Consider the following 19,824-nt stretch of genomic DNA (forward strand, 5'->3'; position numbering starts at 1 on the left):
ACGGCCCACCCCCCCCCCCCCCCCCCCCGCACACCCCCCCCCCCCCCCCCCCCCCCCCCCCCCAACGCCCCCCCCCCCCCCCCCCCGACCCCCCCCCCCCCCCCCCCCCCCCCGGCGGCCGCCCCCCCCCCCCCCCCCCCCCCCCCCCCCCCCCCCCACGTCCCCGCACGTGCGGGACGGCGGCCCTCAGCTCGACGCGCGGCGCGAGGAGCGGGCGGGCGCGGGCGCGGGCGCGGGTGCGGGAGCGGGCGCCGGCTCCGGCTCGGGCCGCGGCGTCCGGGCCGCCCGGGTCACGTCCGCGACGAGCTCGACCACGTCCGGGCCGTACGCCTGGGAGTTGACCACCCGCAGCAGCAGGACGAAGGAGTTCCCGCCGTACTTGCGGCCCAGTCGCTCGTGGTTGCGGGCGAGGTAGCGGGTGGCGGCCTGGTTGTCGATGGCGCGCTGGCCGCAGAAGAGGAAGACCGGCCGCGCCGCCGAACTCCGGTCCCCGGCGGTGAGCCGGGCCAGGAGCACGTACTCGCTGCGGCCGTCCTCCATCCGGTAGCACTCGCCGCCGATCTCGAACGCGCCCCGGTCCGGTCCCGGTTTCGCGTCCACGTTCACCCGCACGCCGGGCAGCAGGGACGACAGGTGCGCGGCCATGCGCCGGTTGGAGGCCGGCCCGCCCACGCAGAACTCGGTCCGCTCGCCGAACCCCTGCTGCGCCGCGTCGTGCGGGACGACCTGTGCGCCGGCGTTGCAGTCCTTGATCAGCGCGGACAGCTCCAGCAGGGCGAAGACGTCATGGCGTGTTACCGTCAGTTCCGGGCCGCCCGCGTCACGGTTGACCACCAGCAGTGACTCGGAGTTGTCGGGCAGCCCGAAGAAGGCCTGCTTGCGCCGCAGCCTGCGCCGCCACAGATAGGTCCGGGCCAGCCAGCCGATCGCGGCACTGATGCCGGCGGCCAGCACGCCGAGGACGATGTTGCGCACGTCGTCGTTCATGGCCGCGCATGCTAGCGGTTCGGGCGGACTCGTGTTCGACGCGTTCCTGACGCGGACATGCCGATGGTTTACGCTGCGGGAACGGTCGGTCTCTGACTGGAGGTGCGCATGCGTCGCCCTGTCATCCGGAAACTCGCGGTCCTGGCCGTCTCGGCCGCCGTGGTGTCGGTCTCGGCGGCGGCACCGCCCGCCGCCCACCCGGACACGGAGCGGAGGCCGGCCCAGAAGGCCGCGGGAGCGGCCGGAGCGGCCCTGAAGGCCCCCGGGCCCGCCCGGAAGGTTCCGGTGGCGGTCGGCTACGGCGGCGCCGTGGCGAGCGTGGACGCGGACGCCTCCGCCGCCGGCATCGAGGTGCTGAGGAAGGGCGGCAACGCCGTCGACGCGGCCGTCGCCACGGCCGCCGCCCTCGGCGTCACCGAGCCCTACTCCGCCGGCGTCGGCGGAGGCGGCTACTTCGTGTACTACGACGCCCGCACCCGCACGGTGCACACCGTCGACGGCCGCGAGACGGCGCCGCAGAGCGCCGACTCCGGGCTCTTCCTGGAGCACGGCAAGCCACTCGCCTTCGCCGACGCCGTCAGCAGCGGCCTGAGCGTGGGCACCCCGGGCACGGCCGCCACCTGGCAGAAGGCGCTCCAGGAGTGGGGCACCAAGCGGCTCGGCACGGTTCTGAGGCCCGCCGAGCGGATCGCCCGCGACGGCTTCACCGTCGACGACACCTTCCGCTCGCAGACGGCGGCCAACGAGGCCCGCTTCCGCCACTTCCCCGACACCGCCCGGCTCTTCCTGCCCGGCGGACGGCTCCCGGCCACCGGCTCCACCCTCAAGAACCCCGACCTCGCCCGCACCTACGAGGAACTGGGCCGCAAGGGCGTCGGCGTCCTCTACCACGGCGCCCTCGGCGACGACATCGTCGAGACGGTCAACCATCCGCCCGTCGATCCGGCCTCCGGCTGGAACGCCCGCCCCGGCAAGCTGTCCGAGAAGGACCTCGCGGTCTACCGCGCCAAGCTCCAGGCGCCGACCAGGGTCTCCTACCGCGGCCTCGACGTGTACTCGATCGCGCCCTCCTCCTCCGGCGGCACGACGGTCGGCGAGGCGCTCAACATCCTGGAGCGGACGGACCTGTCCCGGGCGAGCGAGGTGCAGTACCTGCACCACTACCTGGAGGCCAGCCGGATCGCCTTCGCCGACCGCGGCCGCTGGGTCGGCGACCCCGCCTTCGAGAACGTCCCCACCAAGGGGCTGCTGTCGCAGCGGTTCGCCGACTCCCGCGCCTGCCTGATCAGGGACGACGCGGTCCTCACCAGCCCGCTCGCGCCCGGGGACCCGCGCGACCCCGCCGCCTGCGCCACGCGCGGCAAGTCCGCCCCGACGACCTACGAGGGCGAGAACACCACCCATCTGACGGTCGCCGACCGGTGGGGCAACGTCGTCGCCTACACCCTGACCATCGAGCAGACCGGCGGCAGCGGCATCACCGTGCCCGGCCGCGGATTCCTGCTGAACAACGAGCTGACGGACTTCTCCTTCACCCCGGCCAACCCGGCCGTGCACGACCCGAACCTGCCCGGCCCGGGCAAGCGGCCGCGCTCGTCGATCTCGCCGACGATCGTGCTGGACCGGCACGCCCGGCCGGTGATGGCGCTCGGCTCGCCCGGCGGCGCGACCATCATCACCACCGTGCTGCAGACCCTGACCGGGTTCCTCGACCGGCACCTGCCGCTGGTCGACGCGATCGCCGCGCCGCGCGCGAGCCAGCGCAACGCCGCCCAGACCGAGGTCGAACCCGGGCTCTACGACAGCCCGTTGCGGGCCCGGCTGGAGGCGATCGGCCACTCCTTCAAGCTGAACCCGGAGATCGGCGCCGCGACGGGCGTCCAGCGCCTGCCGGACGGCAGGTGGCTGGCGGCCGCGGAGAAGGTGCGCCGGGGCGGCGGCTCGGCGATGGTGGTGAACCCGGCCCCCTAGGCAGCGGGCGCGCGTCCCGGAACGCGGCCGGTCCCTGGGGCGCGGCCGGCCCCGGGCGCGCGCCGGCCGCGGGGTGCGACGGGTAACGGCACCGTGCGACTGGTGCACGGCACCCCGGGACGCCAACTGGCCCCGGGACGCGGCCGGTGGCTGGGACGCGACTGGCCCCGGACGCGCGCCGGCCCCGAGGTGCGACGGGTGCACGGCACCCCTGGACGCGAACAACTGGCCCCGGGACGCGGCCGGCCCCTGGGACGCGACCGGTCCCGGACGCGCGCCGGCCCCGGGGGACGGCCCCGGGACGCGGCCGGTGGCTGGGACGCGACTGGCCCCGGGCGCACCGGTCCGCGTGACGGGCTCCCGTGACGTACGGCCGACGCTCGACCGGCCGCCGACGTACGACCGCCCGGCGCGGAGCCGGGCTCTTCTCGTCACTGCCGGACTCGGAGCGGCGCACGGCAGGGCGGACCCGGGCCGGTGTCCGAGCGCCGCGCGGCGACGTGGACGCTGTCTCGCGACCGGAGCGCGCCAGACAGGGCGGAAACGGACGCGCGCCGCGGGGGCGCCAGGGCGGCACCGGGCTCGCGCTGCGCGCGCTGCGGGGCCGCACCGGCGCGTGCCGCGGGGCGGCACTGGGCACGCGCCCGGGAAGGGCCGGAGCGTCGCGCGGCGGCCGGGGGACGACAGAACCCCCGGCCGCCGCGCTCCGGCTCACTCCGCCGGCGTCGGCGCCGGCGGCGGCGCCGGCGTGGGCTCCCGGTCCTGCGCCTCGAAGGTGAGGCGGTCGTCGGCCACGTCCACCGTGACGTGACTGCCCTCGCCGAGCCGGCCGTCCAGCAGCAGCCGGGAGAGCTGGTTGTCGACCTCGCGCTGGATGGTGCGGCGCAGCGGACGCGCGCCGTACTCCGGCTGGTAGCCGCGCCGGGCCAGCCAGTCGACCGCGGCGTCGGTGATCTCCACCGAGACGCCCTGCGCGTGCAGCAGCCGGCGGGTCTTCTCCAGCAGCAGGTCGGTGATCTGCCGCAGCTGCTCCGGGGTGAGCTGCCGGAACACCACGACCTCGTCGATGCGGTTGAGGAACTCGGGCCTGAAGTGCTCCCGCAGCGGCCGCAGGATCTGCTCGCGCCGCGCCTCCTCGTCCGCCTCGGCGCCGCCCGCGCCGAACCCTACGCCGGCGCCGCGCCGGGTGATGGCCTCCGAGCCCAGGTTGCTCGTCATCACGATGACCGTGTTGGTGAAGTCGACCGTGCGGCCCTGGGAGTCGGTGAGCCGGCCGTCGTCGAGCACTTGGAGCAGGACGTTGAAGACGTCCGGGTGGGCCTTCTCCACCTCGTCCAGCAGCAGCAGCGAGTACGGGTGCCGGCGCACCACCTCGGTGAGCTGGCCGGCCTCCTCGTGGCCGACGTACCCGGGCGGGGCGCCCACCAGCCGGCTGACCGTGTGGCGCTCCTGGTACTCGCTCATGTCGAGCCGGACCATCCGGTCCTCGCTGCCGAACAGCGCCTCGGCCAGCGCCCGGGCCAGCTCGGTCTTGCCCACGCCGGTCGGGCCGAGGAACAGGAAGCTGCCGATCGGGCGGTCCGGGCTCGCCAGCCCCGCACGCGAGCGCAGCACCGCCTCGGAGACCACGGAGACGGCCTCTTCCTGCCCGACCACCCGCCGGTGCAGATTCTCCTCCAGGCGGAGCAGGCGCTCCTTCTCCTCCTGGGTGAGGCTGCTGACGGGGATGCCGGTCTGCCGGGACACCACCTCGGCGATGGCCTCCGCGGTGACCTCCAGGTGCTGTCCCTCGTCGGCCTCCTCACCGCCGGTGGCCTGCGCGATCCGCTCCTTCAGCTCGCCGATCCGGTCGCGCAGCCGCATGGCCTGCTCGTACTGCTCGTCCGCGACCGCCTGGTCCTTGTCCCGGGCGAGCTGCTCGGCCTCGCGCTCCATGGCCCGTACGTCCGTGCCCTTGGTCCGGGCCCGCAGCCGGACCCGGGCGCCGGCCTGGTCGATCAGGTCGATCGCCTTGTCCGGCAGACGGCGGTCGGTCAGATAGCGGTCGGACAGCTCCACGGCCGCCACCAGCGCCTCGTCGGTGTAGCGGACCTGGTGGTGGGCCTCGTAGCGGTCGCGCAGCCCGCGCAGGATCTCCAGCGCGTCCGCGACCGACGGCTCGGGCACCAGGATCGGCTGGAACCGCCGCGCCAGCGCCGCGTCCTTCTCGATCCGCCGGAACTCCTCCAGCGTGGTCGCGCCCACGATGTGCAGTTCCCCGCGGGCCAGGGCGGGCTTGAGGATGTTGCCCGCGTCCATCGCGCCGCCCTCGCCGCCCGAGCCGGTGCCGACCACGGTGTGCAGCTCGTCGATGAAGACGATCAGCCGCTCGGAGTTGCTGCGGATCTCGGTGACGATGTTGTTCAGCCGCTCCTCGAAGTCGCCGCGGTAGCGGGTGCCGGCGACCACCGCGGTCAGGTCCAGGGCGACCACCCGGCGGCCGCTCAGCACATCGGGCACGTCGCCGTCGGCGATCCGCTGGGCGAGGCCCTCGACGATCGCGGTCTTGCCCACCCCCGCGTCGCCGATCAGGACCGGGTTGTTCTTGCCGCGGCGGGAGAGCACCTCGATCGTCTGCTCGATCTCCTGGTCCCGGCCGATCACCGGGTCGATGCGGCCCTCCCTGGCCAGATCGGTGAGGTCCCGCCCGTACTTGTCGAGGGTGGGCGTCGCACTGGAGCGCGGCCGCTCGGTCCCCGGCGGCGCGGTGGTGTCCGGCGCCTCGGGCGGCAGGCCGGAGGCGGCGAACCGGGCCGCGTTCAGGATGTGGCCGGCGGCCGAGTCGGGGTTCGCGGCGAGCGCGCTGAGCACGTGCTCGGGGCCGATGTACCCGGCGCCGCTGGCCCGCGCCATGTCGTGCGCGTCGAGCAGGGCGCGCTTGACCGCGGGGGTCAGGGAGAGCGAGGTCGGCGGTGGCGTCTCGCCCGGCGGGTGCTGCACGGGGCCGGAACGCTCGTCGATCTGCGTGGCGAGCGAGTCGGGGTCCGCGCCGGCCCGGCTGAGCAGACTGCGGGTGGGCTCGGTGGTGAGCGCCGCCCGCAGCAGATGCTCGGTGTCCAGGTCCCGGCTGCCGTGCTCGGCGGCGTACTGGGCGGCGCCTCTGACGAGTTCCCGGGCGGGCTGGCTGAGCAGCCGGCCGATGTCGATCTGCCGGGGACCGGGGCGCGGTCCGCCGAAGAAGCGGGCGAGGAATTCGCCGAAGGGGTCGCCCTCCGGGCCGATGAAGCCGCTGGTCATCGTTTTCCGTTCCTTCGCTGACGTGGGGCTCCCGCCGGGTAACCGGGACAAGTGGGGCTCATGCCACGATTGCATGTTCCGTTTCCCCGGGCACGTTGAGCGCCCGGGGGTGCGCGGCCCGTTCCCGCCGCAGCGGCCGGCGTTCGCCGCGCCGGTGGGACCGGGGCCCACCCGGAGGTACGGGGCCGGCCGCACGTCCGCCGAAAACTGTCCGTAGCGGTCCCGTAACACAACTGGTGTTCGCTACGGGACGGAGTGCTCCGGTCGGGCGGGAGTCGGGCGATGACTGTGGATCTGCTTCCGGTACACATGCGGGAGTTCGCGCACTACCTGGGCGCGCTGCTGACGCGCCTGGACCCGGGCGGCGGGTGGTGCGGGGCGTTCTGGCGGCGCGACCCGGAGGGCATGCGGGCCTGCCTGGACGGCCGTGAGGTGCCGCCGTGGGACGTGGTGGAGGCGCTCCTGCAGGATCTCGCCGCGCGGCTCGGACCCGCCGTCGCCGCCTCCGAGCACCAGCGCGCCCGGGCCCTGCACACCGCGGCCACCACGGCGTACGACGCCCGGCCCGGCGCCCGTGAGGTCCTGGGGGAGCGCCTGGAGCTGATGCGGCGCGAGCGGAGGTACGCCGCCGGGCGCCGGGCCCGGCTCGGCCGCCGCCTCGCCGCCGCGCCCACCGCCGAGGAGGCCGACGCGCTGCGCGCCGATCTGGCCTGGGCCCACGACGACCACGAACGCGCGCTCGCCCGGTGCGCGGAGCTGCGCGCCCGGATCGCGGTGCTGGACCACGGGGCGGCGACGGAGGACGCGCCCGCCCACCTGTCCGTGCCGCACCCGGCTGCGCCAGGGTGGGCGACGGCGCCCGCACCGGGACCGGGTCCGGCACCCGGTGCGGGGCCGGGTGCGGCGGCGGGTGCGGTGCCTGGCCCGGGGGCTGGTCCGGGGTCTGGTCCGGCACCCGGTCGGGCGCCTGGTGCGGTGCCGGGGTCGGCATCTGGTCCGGTGCCGGGTGCGGCGCCTGGTCCTCTTCCGTACCCGGGCGGGGGCCCGTACCCGGGCGAGGACCCGCACCTGGCCGGGGACCCGCACCCGGGCGGGGACCCGCACCTGGCCGGGGACCCGCACCCGGGCGGGGACCCGCGTGCGGTCCGCGGCCACACCGGACCGACGGCGGCCGGGACGGGCGGCAAGGGCCCGGGCAACGCGGGGACGGGGGACGTAGCGGCGGGTCACGCAGGGGCGGGTGAGACCGGAACGGGCGGCGCCGGGGCGCGCACTCCGTCCGTCCCGCCGTCCCCGCCCGCCCCGGCTTCCCCGGCCGCTCCGACCCCCGCTCCCACCACCGTTCCCGAGCACGAGCACGAGCAGGGGCACGGGCACGGGCACGGGCACGGGCACGGGCAGGAGCCCCCAGCCGCCCCCACCCCCACCCCCACGCGCGGTCCTGGGCCCGAGTCCCAGTCCCCGTTCGCGTCCGACCCCGATCCCGCCGCTCCCGCTGCCGCTCCCGCTCCCCGGACCGCTCCCGGGTCCAGGACGCGCAAGCGGCGGCGGGGGAGCGCGCGGTTCGCCGGTGTGGAGCCGGAGGAGGCGGGGCCCGCGGCCGGTCCCGTCCTCGTACCACCCGGCGTCGCCCCGCCCGCGGCGGCCGCCGCCCCGCCGCCCGGGGGCCGGAGCGCGCCGCGCGGGGCGCGGTTCGCCGGGGCCGTGACCGAGGCGGGACAGGGGCCCGTGGCAGCGCCCGGAGCGGGCGGCGGGCCGCGCGCCGGGACGGGTGCGCCCGGCGCCGTGGAGGAGGACCCGGAGGCCGGGCCGGCCGTCGCCCGCGCCGTCGCGGCGCTCGCCCGGCTGCGCCGGGAGGGGCGCAGCGGCGAGGCACACGCCCTGCTGGCCGGGGCCGCCCAGTGGCCCCCGGCCCGGCTGCCGGCGCTCGCCGACGGGCTGGAGCGCGCCGGGCTCGCCGCGGACTGGACGACGCTGCTCTGGGAGGCCGCCTCGCTGCCCGCCGGCCGGCTCGTCGCCGCCGCCGACGCGCTCGCCGCGGCCGGCCGGCCCGACGACGGCGAGCGGATCGTCCGGCAGGGCGTCCTGCGGCCCGCCGCCGAGGTCGGCGAGGGCGTGCTCGCCCTGCTGGCCGAGGAGCGGCACCGGGAGGCGCGGATCGTGCTCGACGCCTGCGTCCGCGCGCGCACGCCGGAGCAGGCGGCCCGCAGCGCCGGGCCCGACCCCGGCCGTCTGGTCCCGCTGCTGCTGCGGGCCGCCCGGGACGTCTCCGACGAGCGGCACTGGGACCTCCTGCACGCCCTGCGCGTCGCCGGCATCCCCACCTGACCGCCCCGGGCGGGACCCGGAGACGCACCGCCCTCGCACCGCTCCCGCACCGCCACTGGGCACCCACGGGCCCCACGGATCGCCTCCCGCACCACCCCACCGCCCCCGCCGCTCACCCACAGGAGTGTGAAACGTGATCGACTCAGCGGGTTGACGACGATGGTCTTGGCAAGGCCGTCCCAGAGGCTTACGTTCGTGCCTCTACGGCCACCTCTACGGGCGTAGAGGCCAGGAGCCCGTGTCACACCCCGGCCGGGCGCGAATGTGACACAGGCTCCGACGTACGTCGAAGGAGCAGCTCATGGCCAACGTCGTCCGCGCGGCCCTGGTCCAGGCCACCTGGACCGGCGACACCGCGTCCATGATCGCGAAACACGAGGAGCACGCCCGCGAGGCGGCCCGCCGGGGCGCGAGGATCATCGGCTTCCAGGAGGTCTTCAACTCGCCCTACTTCTGCCAGGTCCAGGAGCCGGAGCACTACCGCTGGGCCGAGCCGGTCCCGGACGGCCCGACGGTGCGCCGGATGCGGGAACTCGCCCGCGAGACCGGCATGGTGATGGTCGTCCCGGTCTTCGAGGTCGAGCAGTCCGGCTTCTACTACAACACCGCCGCCGTGATCGACGCCGACGGCTCCTACCTCGGCAAGTACCGCAAGCACCACATCCCGCAGGTCAAGGGCTTCTGGGAGAAGTACTACTTCAAGCCCGGCAACCTCGGCTGGCCCGTCTTCGACACCGCCGTCGGCAAGGTCGGCGTCTACATCTGCTACGACCGCCACTTCCCCGAGGGCTGGCGCCAACTCGGCCTCAACGGCGCCCAGCTGGTCTACAACCCCTCGGCCACCCACCGCGGACTGTCCTCCTACCTGTGGCGGCTGGAGCAGCCCGCGGCGGCCGTCGCCAACGAGTACTTCGTCGCCGCGATCAACCGCGTGGGCCAGGAGGAGTACGGCGACAACGACTTCTACGGGACGAGCTACTTCGTCGACCCGCGCGGACAGTTCGTCGGGGACGTGGCGAGCGACTCCAAGGAGGAACTGCTCGTCCGCGACCTCGACTTCGACCTCGTCGAGGCGGTACGGCAGCAGTGGGCCTTCTACCGCGACCGCCGCCCCGACGCCTACGAAGGGCTGGTGCAGCCGTGAACGACCTCTACGACCGGCACCGGGCCGTCCTGCCCGACTGGCTCGCGCTGTACTACGAGGACCCTCTCGAGATCACCCACGGCGAGGGCCGGTACGTCTGGGACGCCCAGGGCCGCCGCTACCTCGACTTCTTCGGCGGCATCCTCACCACCATGACCGCGCACGCGCTGCCCGAGGTCACCAAGGCGGTGAGCGAGCAGGCCGGGCGGATCATCCACTCCTCCACCCTCTACCTCAACCGGCCGATGGTCGAACTGGCCGAACGCATCGCCCGGTTGAGCGGCATCCCGGACGCCCGCGTGTTCTTCACCACCTCCGGCACCGAGGCCAACGACACCGCGCTGCTGCTCGCCACCACCCACCGGCGCAGCAACACCGTCCTGGCCATGCGCAACAGCTACCACGGCCGGTCCTTCAGCGCGATCGGCGTCACCGGCAACCGCTCGTGGTCCCCGAGCTCCCTGTCCCCGCTGCAGACGCTGTACGTCCACGGCGGCGTGCGCACCCGCGGCCCGTTCGCCCACCTGGACGACGAGGAGTTCATCGCCGCCTGCGTCGAGGACCTGCGCGACCTGCTCGGCCACACCCGCCCGCCCGCCGCGCTGATCGCCGAACCCATCCAGGGCGTCGGCGGCTTCACCTCCCCGCCCGACGGGCTGTATGCCGCCTTCCGGGATGTGCTCAAGGAGCACGGCGTCCTCTGGATCGCCGACGAGGTGCAGACCGGCTGGGGCCGCACCGGCGAGCACTTCTGGGGCTGGCAGGCGCACGGGCGCAGCGGCCCGCCGGACATCGTCACCTTCGCCAAGGGCATCGGCAACGGCATGTCCATCGGCGGGGTCGTCGCCCGCGCCGAGATCATGAACTGCCTGGACGCCAACAGCATCTCCACCTTCGGCGGCACCCAGATCACCATGGCCGCGGGCCTGGCCAACCTCACCTACCTGCTGGAGCACGACCTCCAGGGCAACGCGCGCCGGGTCGGCGGCCTGCTGATCGAGCGGCTGCGGGCCGTGGCCGCACAGCTGCCCGGGGTACGGGAGGTGCGCGGGCGCGGGCTGATGATCGGGATCGAACTGGCCCGTCCCGGCACGGGCGAGGCCGACCCGGCGGCGGCCTCCGCCGTGCTGGAGGCGGCCCGCGAGGGAGGCCTGCTCATCGGCAAGGGCGGCGGCCACAGCACCAGCGCCCTGCGCATCGCCCCGCCGCTGTCGCTGACCGTGGCGGAGGCGGAGGAGGGCGCCGCCATCCTCGAACGCGCCCTGCGCAGCGCGTACTAGAGGCGCCCACCCGGACGCGGGAACCACTGGCGCCACCCACCCGGACGCGGGAACCGAGGAGCACCTGAGCACCCACCAGGCACCGTACCGAGCAAGGGAACGTTCGTCATGACCACCGCCTCGGACATCCCCCCGACCTCCGTCCACGCCCCGGAGTCCGTGCTGTCGGTGCGCCGGGTCCTCGCCCTGGAGCGGGTGCTCGCCGGACAGCCCGAGGTGGTGGCCGGAGCCGGCCACCTGGACCGGCCCGTGCGCTGGGTGCACGTGGCCGAGGCGGCGGACGTCGGTGTGATGCTCAGCGGCGGCGAGATGGTGCTCACCACCGGAGTGCTGCTCGCCGGCGACGAGGACAAGCAGGCGGAGTACATCCGCTCGCTGCACCGGGCGGAGGCGGCCGCGGTCGTGCTCGGCCTCGGCCGGGCCTTCCCCGCGCCGCCGGAGGTGATGCGCCGGGCCGCCGAGCGGTGCGGGCTGCCCTTCGTGGTCCTGCACCGCCCGTTCCCGTTCGCGGAGCTCACCGAGGAGGTCCAGTCCCGGCTGGTGCGCCGCAAGTTCGCCGCCGTCAGCCTGTCGGAGGCGGTACGCACCGCGCTGACCGCGCTGATCACCGCGGGCGCCCCGCTGCAGGCGCTGCTCGATGAGATCGCCCAGCACACCGCCTGCCCCGTCGTCGTCACCAACCTGGCCCACCGGGTGCTGGCCACGGCCGGGGAGCGGCCGGCCGTCGACGACGTACTGCGCGACTGGCAGCGCATCGCCCGGCAGGCATGGGGGCACCACCCGGGCCGTTCAGGCACGGGGGGAGGCAGCGAGGGCGACGGCTGGATCCGCGCCGAACTGGGCGGGCGCGGGGAGCAGTGGGGGCGGCTCGTGCTGTGCGGGTACCGCGGCGACACCACCACCGGGCGGCTGCTGGCCGACCGGGCCGCCGAGGCGCTGGTCCTGCACCGCATGCTCGGCGGCAACGCGGGACGCTCCTGGGAGGAGCAGTCCGCGCGGGGCCTGCTGACCGACCTGGCCGGCGGCGCCGTACCGGCCCGGCAGCTGCTGCCCCGGGCGCGGGCGGCCGGGCTGCCGGTCAACCGCCGCACCTTCGTGCCGCTCGTCGTCCCGGACGGCGAGCCCGCCGCGCTGGACCGGCTGCTGCGGCTGCTGGGCCTGGCCGGACTGGTCGCCGAGCTCGCCGAGGGCGCCACCGCCGTCCTGCTCAGCCTCGCCCGCGACCAGGACGCCGACGCCCTCACCGCGCGCTTCGCGGACCGGCTGCGCGCCGAGTCCCCCGGGGCCCGCACGGTGGTCGCCGCCGCCGAAGCCCGCACCTCCTGGGAGGACGTGCCCGCCGGGCTGCGCGAGGCCCGGCACGTCGCCGACGCCGTGGCCGGCTCCGCCGCCGCGCTGGACCTCCCGCCCGTCGTCCGGCTCCAGGACGTGCACCTGCGCGGGCTGGTCCGCCTCCTGCGGGACGATCCGCACGTGCAGTCCTTCGCCGAACGGGAGCTGGACGGGCTGCTCGGCGCGGCCGACGAGGACCTGCTGTCCGTGCTGCGCACCTACCTCGCCACCGGCCGCAACAAGTCCCGCACCGCGCAGCTGCACCACGTCTCCCGGCCCGCCCTCTACCGCCGCCTGGAGCAGATACAGACGCGCCTCGGGGTGGACCTGGACGACTTCGAGCAGGCCGCCTCGGTGCACATCGCGCTCCTCGCGCATGATGCGCAACAGCCGTGAAACACGCGACCGACCTGCGAAAACGACGGTGAAACATGGGACGGGCCAAGGGTGACACGGTGACACGCCGCAGCCGTGCGGACGTGACACCGTGCAACTCAAAGCCGGCCGCCGGGCTCTCTACGCTCACGGCACACCGCACCCGCCGCACACACCCCGCACATCCGACGAGCGGAGGTTCCGATGAGCCGAGTGATCCGTGCCGCCCTCTTCCAGACCGCCTGGACCGGCGACAAGGAGTCCATGATCCGCGTTCACGAGCAGGCCGCGCGGGACGCGGCCGCCCAGGGCGCCCAGGTCCTGTGCTTCCAGGAGCTGTTCTACGGACCGTACTTCTGCCAGGTGCAGGACCCGGCGTTCTACGCGTACGCCGAGCGGATCCCCGAGGGCCCCGTCGTCCGGCGCTTCCAGGCACTCGCCAGGGAGCTGGGCATCGTCCTGGTGCTGCCCATGTACGAGGAGGAGCAGCCCGGCGTCCTCTACAACACCGCCGCCGTGATCGACGCGGACGGCTCCTACCTCGGCAAGTACCGCAAGACGCACATCCCCCAGGTCAAGGGCTTCTGGGAGAAGTTCTACTTCCGGCCGGGCAACAGCGGCTGGCCCGTCTTCGACACCGCCGTCGGCAGGATCGGCGTGTACATCTGCTACGACCGGCACTTCCCCGAGGGCTGGCGGGCGCTCGGACTGGCGGGCGCCGAGGTCGTGTTCAACCCCTCGGCCACCTCCCGCGGCCTGTCCGGCTACCTGTGGCAGCTGGAGCAGCCGGCGGCGGCCGTCGCCAACGAGTACTTCGTCGGCGCCATCAACCGGGTCGGCGTGGAGGAGCTCGGCGACAACGACTTCTACGGGACCTCCTACTTCGTCGACCCGGAGGCGCAGTTCGTGGGGGAGGTGGCGAGCGACAAGGAGACCGAGCTGGTCGTACGCGACCTGGACCTGGCCAGGCTGCGCGAGGTCCGCGACCGCTGGCAGTTCTACCGCGACCGCGCGCCGGGGGCCTACGGGCCGCTGACCGCCCCCTGACCGGCATCCCGGACCGCACCGTGCAGGCACGACCGGAAGGAGAGGGAGCATGAGCCGTACCGTCATCCGCGGCGGCCTAGTCGTCACCGCGTCCGACGAGGTCCACGCCGACGTCCTGATCGAGGACGGCCGCATCGCCGCCCTCGCCGCCTCGGGCACCCCCGCGGCCGAGGCGTTCACCGCCGAGCGGACCATCGACGCGAGCGGGAAGTACGTCATCCCCGGCGGGGTCGACGTGCACACCCACATGGAGCTGCCGTTCGGCGGCACCTTCGCCTCCGACACCTTCGAGACCGGCACCCGGGCCGCCGCCTGGGGCGGGACCACCACGATCGTCGACTTCGCGGTGCAGAGCGTCGGCCACTCGCTGCGCGAGGGACTGGACGCCTGGCACGCCAAGGCGGAGGGCAACTGCGCGATCGACTACGGCTTCCACATGATCGTCTCGGATGTGAACGACGAGACGCTGAAGGAGATGGACCTGCTGGTGGAGGAGGGCGTCACCTCCTTCAAGCAGTTCATGGCGTACCCGGGGGTCTTCTACTCGGACGACGGGCAGATCCTGCGCGCCATGCAGCGCTCCGCCGAGAACGGCGGACTGATCATGATGCACGCCGAGAACGGCATCGCCATCGACGTCCTGGTCGAGCAGGCCCTCGCCCGCGGCGAGACCGACCCGCGCTTCCACGGCGAGGTCCGCAAGGCCCTGCTGGAGGCGGAGGCCACGCACCGCGCCATCCGGCTCGCCCAGGTGGCCGGCGCGCCCCTGTACGTCGTGCACGTCTCGGCGACGGAGGCGGTCGCGGAGCTCACGAGGGCCCGCGACGACGGGCTGAACGTCTTCGGCGAGACCTGCCCGCAGTACCTGTTCCTGTCCACCGACAACCTCGCCGAGCCCGGCTTCGAGGGCGCCAAGTACGTCTGCTCCACCCCGCTGCGCCCCAAGGAGCACCAGGCGGCCCTGTGGCGGGGCCTGCGCACCAACGACCTCCAGGTGGTCTCCACCGACCACTGCCCCTTCTGCTTCACCGGGCAGAAGGAACTGGGCCGGGGCGACTTCTCCAAGATCCCCAACGGGCTGCCGGGCGTGGAGAACCGGATGGACCTGCTGCACCAGGCCGTCGTCGACGGGCACATCTCGCGCCGCCGCTGGATCGAGATCGCCTGCGCCACCCCGGCCCGCATGTTCGGCCTCTACCCCAAGAAGGGCACCCTGGCGCCCGGCGCCGACGCGGACGTCGTGATCTACGACCCGCACGCCGAGCAGGTCATGTCCGCCGGCACCCACCACATGAACGTCGACTACTCGGCCTACGAGGGCAGGCGCGTCACCGGACGGGTCGACACCGTGCTCTCGCGCGGCGAACCGGTCATCACCGAGCGGGAGTTCACCGGACGCGCCGGACACGGCGTCTACACCCCGCGCTCGACCTGTCAGTACCTCAACTAGGAGTGGCGCCCATGGACTTCGGACTCGTCCTGCAGACCGACCCGCCCGCCTCACGCGTGGTCGAGTTGATGCAGCGGGCGGAGGGCAACGGCTTCCGGTACGGCTGGACCTTCGACTCCGCCGTCCTGTGGCAGGAGCCGTTCGTCATCTACAGCCAGATCCTCGCGCAGACCGAGCGGCTGACGGTCGGCCCGATGGTCACCAACCCCGGCACCCGCACCTGGGAGGTCACCGCCTCCACCTTCGCCACCCTCAACGACATGTTCGGCAACCGCACCGTCTGCGGCATCGGACGCGGCGACTCCGCGATGCGCGTCGCGGGCCGCAAGCCCAACACCCTGGCCCGGATCAGCGAGGCGATGAAGGTGATCCGGGCGCTCGCCGGGGGCGAGGAGGCCGACCTCGGCGGCGGCACCGTCGTCCGCTTCCCCTGGATCAAACCCGGCGCCCGGCTGCCCGTCTGGATGGCCGCCTACGGGCCCAAGGCGCTGAAGATGGCCGGCGAGGAGGCCGACGGCTTCATCCTCCAGCTCTCCGACCTCTACCTCACCCAGTACATGGTCAAGGCGGTGAAGGACGCCGCGCGCGCGGCCGGGCGCGACCCGTCGAAGGTCACGGTGTGCGTCGCCGCGCCCGCCTACGTCACCGCCGACGACTCGCCCGAGGCGCTCGCCCACGCCCGCGAGCAGTGCCGCTGGTTCGGCGGCATGGTCGGCAACCACGTCGCCGACCTGGTCACCCGCTACGGCGAGCACTCCGGCGCCGTACCCGACGAGCTGACCGACTACATCAAGGCCCGCCAGGGCTACGACTACTCCCACCACGGACGCAGCGGCAACCCGGACACCCGGTTCGTGCCCGACGAGATCGTCGACCGGTTCTGCGTCGTCGGACCCGTCGAGGCCCACGTCGAGAAGATGCGGGCGCTGCGCGACCTGGGCGTCGACCAGTTCGCCGTGTACGACATGCACGACGCGCAGGAGGAGGTGATCGACGCCTACGGCCGCGAGGTCATCCCGGCCGTCAACTCCTGAGCCCCGTACCGGTCCTCGAAGCACCCCGCAACCCCCCACGCACTGTCCCCCCTCCCCACCTCCCCGGGGAGGGGCCGGGCGCCCGCACCGCCGCTTCCCGACCCGCCTCACTCGATTGGGCTGCCCATGACCGACACCGCTCCCTCGGCCATATCCCCCTCCGTCCAGGTCACCGGCCCGGACGGCAGAGTGGAGATCGCTCCCGGCACTCCGCCGCCCAGCGGCCCCTGGGCCAACGCGGACCTGCTGCCCGTCCCGGTCGCCAAGCGCACCTGGACCACCTACAACTTCTCCGCGCTGTGGGTCGGCATGGCCCACAACACGGCCTCCTGGACGCTCGCCTCCGGTCTGATCGCGGTCGGCATGGACTGGAAGCAGGCGGTGTTCACCATCGCCCTGGCCAATCTGATCGTGCTGGTCCCGATGCTGCTCACCGGGCACGCGGGCCCCAAGTACGGCATCCCCTTCCCGGTCTTCGCCCGCGCCTCCTTCGGGGTGCGCGGCGCCAACCTGCCCGCCGTGGTGCGGGCGTTGGTGGCGTGCGGCTGGTTCGGCATCCAGACCTGGATCGGCGGCGAGGCGATCTACTTCCTCGCCGGGAAGCTGATCGGCGACGGCTGGACGGACGCCGCCCGGGTGGGCGGCCACGCGTGGACCATGTGGCTGTCGTTCGCGATCTTCTGGGCGATCCAGGTGGCCGTGATCTACCGGGGCATGGAGACCATCCGCCGGTTCGAGAACTGGGCCGCGCCCTTCGTGCTCGTCGGCGCGTTCGTGATGCTCTGGTGGATGAGCAACAAGGCCGGAGGTCTCGGCCCGCTGTTCGACCAGCCGTCCAGGCTGGGCTGGGGAGCGGACTTCTGGAAGCTGTTCGCGCCGTCCCTGATGGGCATGATCGGCTTCTGGTCCACGCTGTCGCTGAACATCCCCGACTTCACCCGGTACGGCAGGAGCCAGCGGGCGCAGACCTGGGGGCAGTCGCTCGGCCTGCCGACCACCATGACCCTGTTCGCGTTCCTGTCGGTGCTGGTCACCTCCGGCTCGCAGGCCGTGTACGGCGAGCCGGTCTGGGACCCGGTGCAGCTCGCGGCGAAGACGGACAACACGGCCGGTCTGCTCTACGCGCTGGTGACCGTGCTGGTGGCCACCCTGTCGGTGAACATCGCGGCCAACATGGTCTCCCCGGCCTTCGACTTCTCCAACATCGCGCCGCGCCGCATCAGTTTCCGCGCCGGGGCGCTGGCCACCTGCGTGCTGGGCGTGCTGATCTTCCCGTGGAAGCTGTACGCCGACCCGCAGGGCTACATCTTCACCTGGCTCGGCCTGGTCGGCGGTCTGCTCGGCACGGTGGCCGGCATCCTCATCGCCGACTACTGGATCCTGCGCCGCTCCCGGCTGGACCTGGTGGACCTGTACCGCAAGGGCGGGCGCTACTGGTACGCGGGCGGCTGGAACTGGCGGGCCGTGGCCGCCTTCCTGGTGGGCGGCGTACTGGCCGTGGGCGGGGCGGACTTCCACCCGCTGGTCGACGGCCGGCCCATCGGGTTCCTCAAGCCGCTGGCCGACTACGGCTGGGCGGTGGGCCTGGGCACGTCGATGGTGCTGTACCTGCTCCTGATGCTGCCGCGCGCGGCCCGGCAGCGGGCCGCCTGACACCGCCTCCCGCGGCCCGGAGCACTTCCCCGCGGGGCGGCCGGGAGGCCCAGGCCCTTCCCCGCGGGGCGGCCGGGAGGCCCGTCAGGCCTTCCGGCCGCTCTGCAGCGCGGCCACGGCCTCCCGCGCCGCCTTGATGGCGCCCTTGTTGATCTCGTCCGTGCCGGGCGCCTTCTTCGTCTCGAAGTCGCTGCCGTTGTACGTGACGACGACGAGCGCGTTGGAGACGCGGGCCAGCACCACGCCCTCACGGGTCTGCTGCTTGTCCTCGGTGGTGAGGTTCACCACCGAGTAGCCGCCGTCGCCCAGCCCCGGGACCGCCCCGCCGCCGCTCTTCTCCGCGGTCCGCTCCTCGTACGACTTCCGCGCCGCCGCGTCCGAGGCCGTTATCTCGAAGGACACGTCGAGCCACCGGTAGTCGAAGCCCTTCAGCGCGTTCCAGGAGCAGGTGCGGCGCACCGCGGAGTCGGTCGAGGCGATCTCCTTGCCGGCCGTCTTCGCGCCCGGCACCAGGGAGCCGATCGTCTTCACGGTGATGCTGGTGCAGGGCGCCGGCGCGGCCGTGTAGGTCTTGGACACCGCGGTGGAGGACGGGCCGGAGGGAGAGGACGACGGGCCGCCGTCGGCGGCGCGGCTGTCGTGCCGGTCCGCGCCCTGGCCGGCGGCCGGCGTGGCGGCGAACGGACCGGACGTCAACGCCCAGCCCGCACAGGCGAGCACGACGACCGGACTGAGCCGCGCGGTGAGCGCGAGCGGCAAAGGAAGATCACGCACGGCGCACTTCTCGTGTGGGGGACGGACGGTGCGGAGCAGTCCGCACTGCGGACGGGACGACAGTGTCACACGACTCACTGTGCGGCGGAAGGGCGAACTCGCTCCGTGGCCGCCCGGTGACGCAGTGCCGGACGGCCCCCGGGCGGTGGCGCCGTCCGGCCCCGGGCGGTGTGCGCCGTCCGGCCCCAGGGCGGTGTGCGCGGTCCTGCCCGGGCCCGCCCTGTCCGAAAGTCGCGGGGGCCGGATCACCGGCGTCTAGGCTCGCACCTGCTCTGTGATCCCGGAGGAGGGCGCTGAACAGCAGTGACCGACCAGCGAGTTGTCATCGTGACCGGCGGCGGTTCCGGCATCGGGGAGGCCACCGCCCGGCTGCTGCGCGAGGGGGGCCACCACGTGGTCGTCTCCGGCCGGCGCGCCGAGCCCCTGCGCCGCCTCGCGGCCGAGACCGGGGTACTGGCCCACCCCGCCGACGCCGGGGACCCCGAGGCGGCCGACGGGCTCGTCCGGGCGGCCCTGACCGCCCATGGACGACTCGACGGACTGGTGCTCAACGCGGGCATCGGCCGCGGCGGAGCCGTGGGCGACCTGTCGTGGCAGGACTGGGACGAGGTGATGCGCACCAACCTCACCGGACCGCTCGCCCTGCTGCGCGCGGCGCTGCCGCATCTGCTGGCCTCGCGCGGGGCGGTGGTCGCCGTCGCCTCGGTGTCCGCGCTGCGCAACGGCACGGCCAACGCGCCGTACGCCACCTCCAAGGCGGCCCTGCTCCAGCTCTGCCGCTCGGTCGCCGTCGACTACGGGCGTCAGGGCGTGCGGGCCAACATCGTGTGCCCCGGCTGGGTGCGCACCGAGATGGCCGACCGGCGCATGGCCCGCTTCGCGGACGAGGCGGGCCTGCCGGGCGGTGCCGACACCGCCTACGCGGAGGCCACCGCGCTGCTGCCGATGGGCCGGCCGGGCGAGCCGCGCGAGGTCGCGGAGGCGATCGGCTGGCTGCTGTCCCCGGCCGCGTCGTACGTCAACGGTTCGGTGCTCACCGTCGACGGCGGCGCGACGGCCCTCGACCCCGGCACCCTCGGCTTCGACTTCCACGTGACCCGGCGCGGCTGAGGGGTGACGACACGGCGCGCGCGGCCGGGGAGCCGTCCCGGGCGGGAACGCGGGTCGGGAGCA

At 74.3% G+C, this 19,824-nt stretch carries 13 protein-coding genes; 10 read left to right on the forward strand and 3 right to left on the reverse strand.

What is annotated here, in order from left to right; translation table 11 throughout:
- Positions 1-186: 186 nt before the first annotated feature.
- On the reverse strand, positions 187-987 hold the full coding sequence (locus ACI2LW_RS13590) for a hypothetical protein (RefSeq protein ID WP_404731342.1): 801 nt from the start codon (positions 985-987) through the stop codon (positions 187-189).
- A 108-nt stretch (positions 988-1,095) separates the two neighbouring features.
- Between ACI2LW_RS13590 and ggt the strand changes: the two genes are divergently transcribed.
- A complete protein-coding gene (ggt, locus tag ACI2LW_RS13595; RefSeq protein WP_404731343.1) occupies positions 1,096-2,958 on the forward strand; it encodes a gamma-glutamyltransferase in 1,863 nt (620 codons plus the stop codon).
- Positions 2,959-3,669: 711 nt separating this feature from the next.
- Here the strand turns inward: ggt and ACI2LW_RS13600 are convergent.
- Positions 3,670-6,234, reverse strand: a complete 2,565-nt coding sequence (locus tag ACI2LW_RS13600) for an ATP-dependent Clp protease ATP-binding subunit (protein WP_404731344.1) — start codon at positions 6,232-6,234, stop codon at positions 3,670-3,672.
- A 282-nt stretch (positions 6,235-6,516) separates the two neighbouring features.
- On the opposite strand from ACI2LW_RS13600, the gene ACI2LW_RS13605 reads away from it, so the two are divergent.
- From ACI2LW_RS13605 to ACI2LW_RS13640, 8 genes are all read left to right on the forward strand, one after another.
- The gene (locus tag ACI2LW_RS13605) at positions 6,517-8,562 is read left to right on the forward strand and encodes a hypothetical protein (RefSeq protein ID WP_404731345.1); all 2,046 of its coding nucleotides are present in this window, start codon (positions 6,517-6,519) and stop codon (positions 8,560-8,562) included.
- A 301-nt stretch (positions 8,563-8,863) separates the two neighbouring features.
- Positions 8,864-9,706, forward strand: a complete 843-nt coding sequence (locus ACI2LW_RS13610) for a nitrilase-related carbon-nitrogen hydrolase (protein WP_404731346.1) — start codon at positions 8,864-8,866, stop codon at positions 9,704-9,706.
- The gene (locus tag ACI2LW_RS13615; protein ID WP_404731347.1) at positions 9,703-10,986 is read left to right on the forward strand and encodes an aspartate aminotransferase family protein; all 1,284 of its coding nucleotides are present in this window, start codon (positions 9,703-9,705) and stop codon (positions 10,984-10,986) included. The genes ACI2LW_RS13610 and ACI2LW_RS13615 overlap by 4 nt, the downstream gene beginning before the upstream one ends.
- 108 nt (positions 10,987-11,094) lie before the next feature.
- Positions 11,095-12,714 carry a PucR family transcriptional regulator gene (locus ACI2LW_RS13620; protein WP_404731348.1) on the forward strand — a complete coding sequence of 540 codons (1,620 nt, stop codon included), beginning with the start codon at positions 11,095-11,097 and terminating at the stop codon, positions 12,712-12,714.
- 183 nt (positions 12,715-12,897) lie between these two features.
- Complete coding sequence (locus tag ACI2LW_RS13625; protein ID WP_404731349.1) at positions 12,898-13,740, forward strand: nitrilase-related carbon-nitrogen hydrolase; 843 nt, start codon at positions 12,898-12,900, stop codon at positions 13,738-13,740.
- 49 nt (positions 13,741-13,789) lie between these two features.
- On the forward strand, positions 13,790-15,190 hold the full coding sequence (hydA, locus tag ACI2LW_RS13630) for a dihydropyrimidinase (RefSeq protein WP_404731350.1): 1,401 nt from the start codon (positions 13,790-13,792) through the stop codon (positions 15,188-15,190).
- 11 nt (positions 15,191-15,201) lie between these two features.
- On the forward strand, positions 15,202-16,224 hold the full coding sequence (locus ACI2LW_RS13635; protein WP_404731351.1) for a TIGR03842 family LLM class F420-dependent oxidoreductase: 1,023 nt from the start codon (positions 15,202-15,204) through the stop codon (positions 16,222-16,224).
- Between the two features lie 126 nt (positions 16,225-16,350).
- Entirely contained in the window at positions 16,351-17,877 is a 1,527-nt protein-coding gene (locus ACI2LW_RS13640) for an NCS1 family nucleobase:cation symporter-1 (protein ID WP_404731352.1), read from the forward strand.
- A gap of 84 nt (positions 17,878-17,961) precedes the next feature.
- Here ACI2LW_RS13640 and ACI2LW_RS13645 read toward each other — a convergent pair whose 3' ends face one another.
- A complete protein-coding gene (locus ACI2LW_RS13645; RefSeq protein ID WP_404731353.1) occupies positions 17,962-18,651 on the reverse strand; it encodes a hypothetical protein in 690 nt (229 codons plus the stop codon).
- A gap of 303 nt (positions 18,652-18,954) precedes the next feature.
- On the opposite strand from ACI2LW_RS13645, the gene ACI2LW_RS13650 reads away from it, so the two are divergent.
- Entirely contained in the window at positions 18,955-19,761 is an 807-nt protein-coding gene (locus ACI2LW_RS13650) for an SDR family NAD(P)-dependent oxidoreductase (protein WP_404731354.1), read from the forward strand.
- Positions 19,762-19,824 lie beyond the last annotated feature (63 nt).

Source organism: Streptomyces sp. NPDC004065, from assembly GCF_044903565.1.
Taxonomy (GTDB): Bacteria; Actinomycetota; Actinomycetes; order Streptomycetales; family Streptomycetaceae; genus Streptomyces.

Excerpts from the sequence above, each read along its gene's own strand:
- ACI2LW_RS13635 (WP_404731351.1), top strand. The coding sequence starts at position 15,202 with ATGGACTTCGGACTCGTCCTGCAGACCGACCCGCCCGCCTCACGCGTG.
- ACI2LW_RS13600 (WP_404731344.1), bottom strand. The coding sequence starts at position 6,234 with ATGACCAGCGGCTTCATCGGCCCGGAGGGCGACCCCTTCGGCGAATTC.
- ACI2LW_RS13640 (WP_404731352.1), top strand. The coding sequence starts at position 16,351 with ATGACCGACACCGCTCCCTCGGCCATATCCCCCTCCGTCCAGGTCACC.
- ACI2LW_RS13625 (WP_404731349.1), top strand. The coding sequence starts at position 12,898 with ATGAGCCGAGTGATCCGTGCCGCCCTCTTCCAGACCGCCTGGACCGGC.
- hydA (WP_404731350.1), top strand. The coding sequence starts at position 13,790 with ATGAGCCGTACCGTCATCCGCGGCGGCCTAGTCGTCACCGCGTCCGAC.
- ACI2LW_RS13610 (WP_404731346.1), top strand. The coding sequence starts at position 8,864 with ATGGCCAACGTCGTCCGCGCGGCCCTGGTCCAGGCCACCTGGACCGGC.
- ACI2LW_RS13590 (WP_404731342.1), bottom strand. The coding sequence starts at position 987 with ATGAACGACGACGTGCGCAACATCGTCCTCGGCGTGCTGGCCGCCGGC.
- ggt (WP_404731343.1), top strand. The coding sequence starts at position 1,096 with ATGCGTCGCCCTGTCATCCGGAAACTCGCGGTCCTGGCCGTCTCGGCC.
- ACI2LW_RS13605 (WP_404731345.1), top strand. The coding sequence starts at position 6,517 with ATGACTGTGGATCTGCTTCCGGTACACATGCGGGAGTTCGCGCACTAC.
- ACI2LW_RS13620 (WP_404731348.1), top strand. The coding sequence starts at position 11,095 with ATGACCACCGCCTCGGACATCCCCCCGACCTCCGTCCACGCCCCGGAG.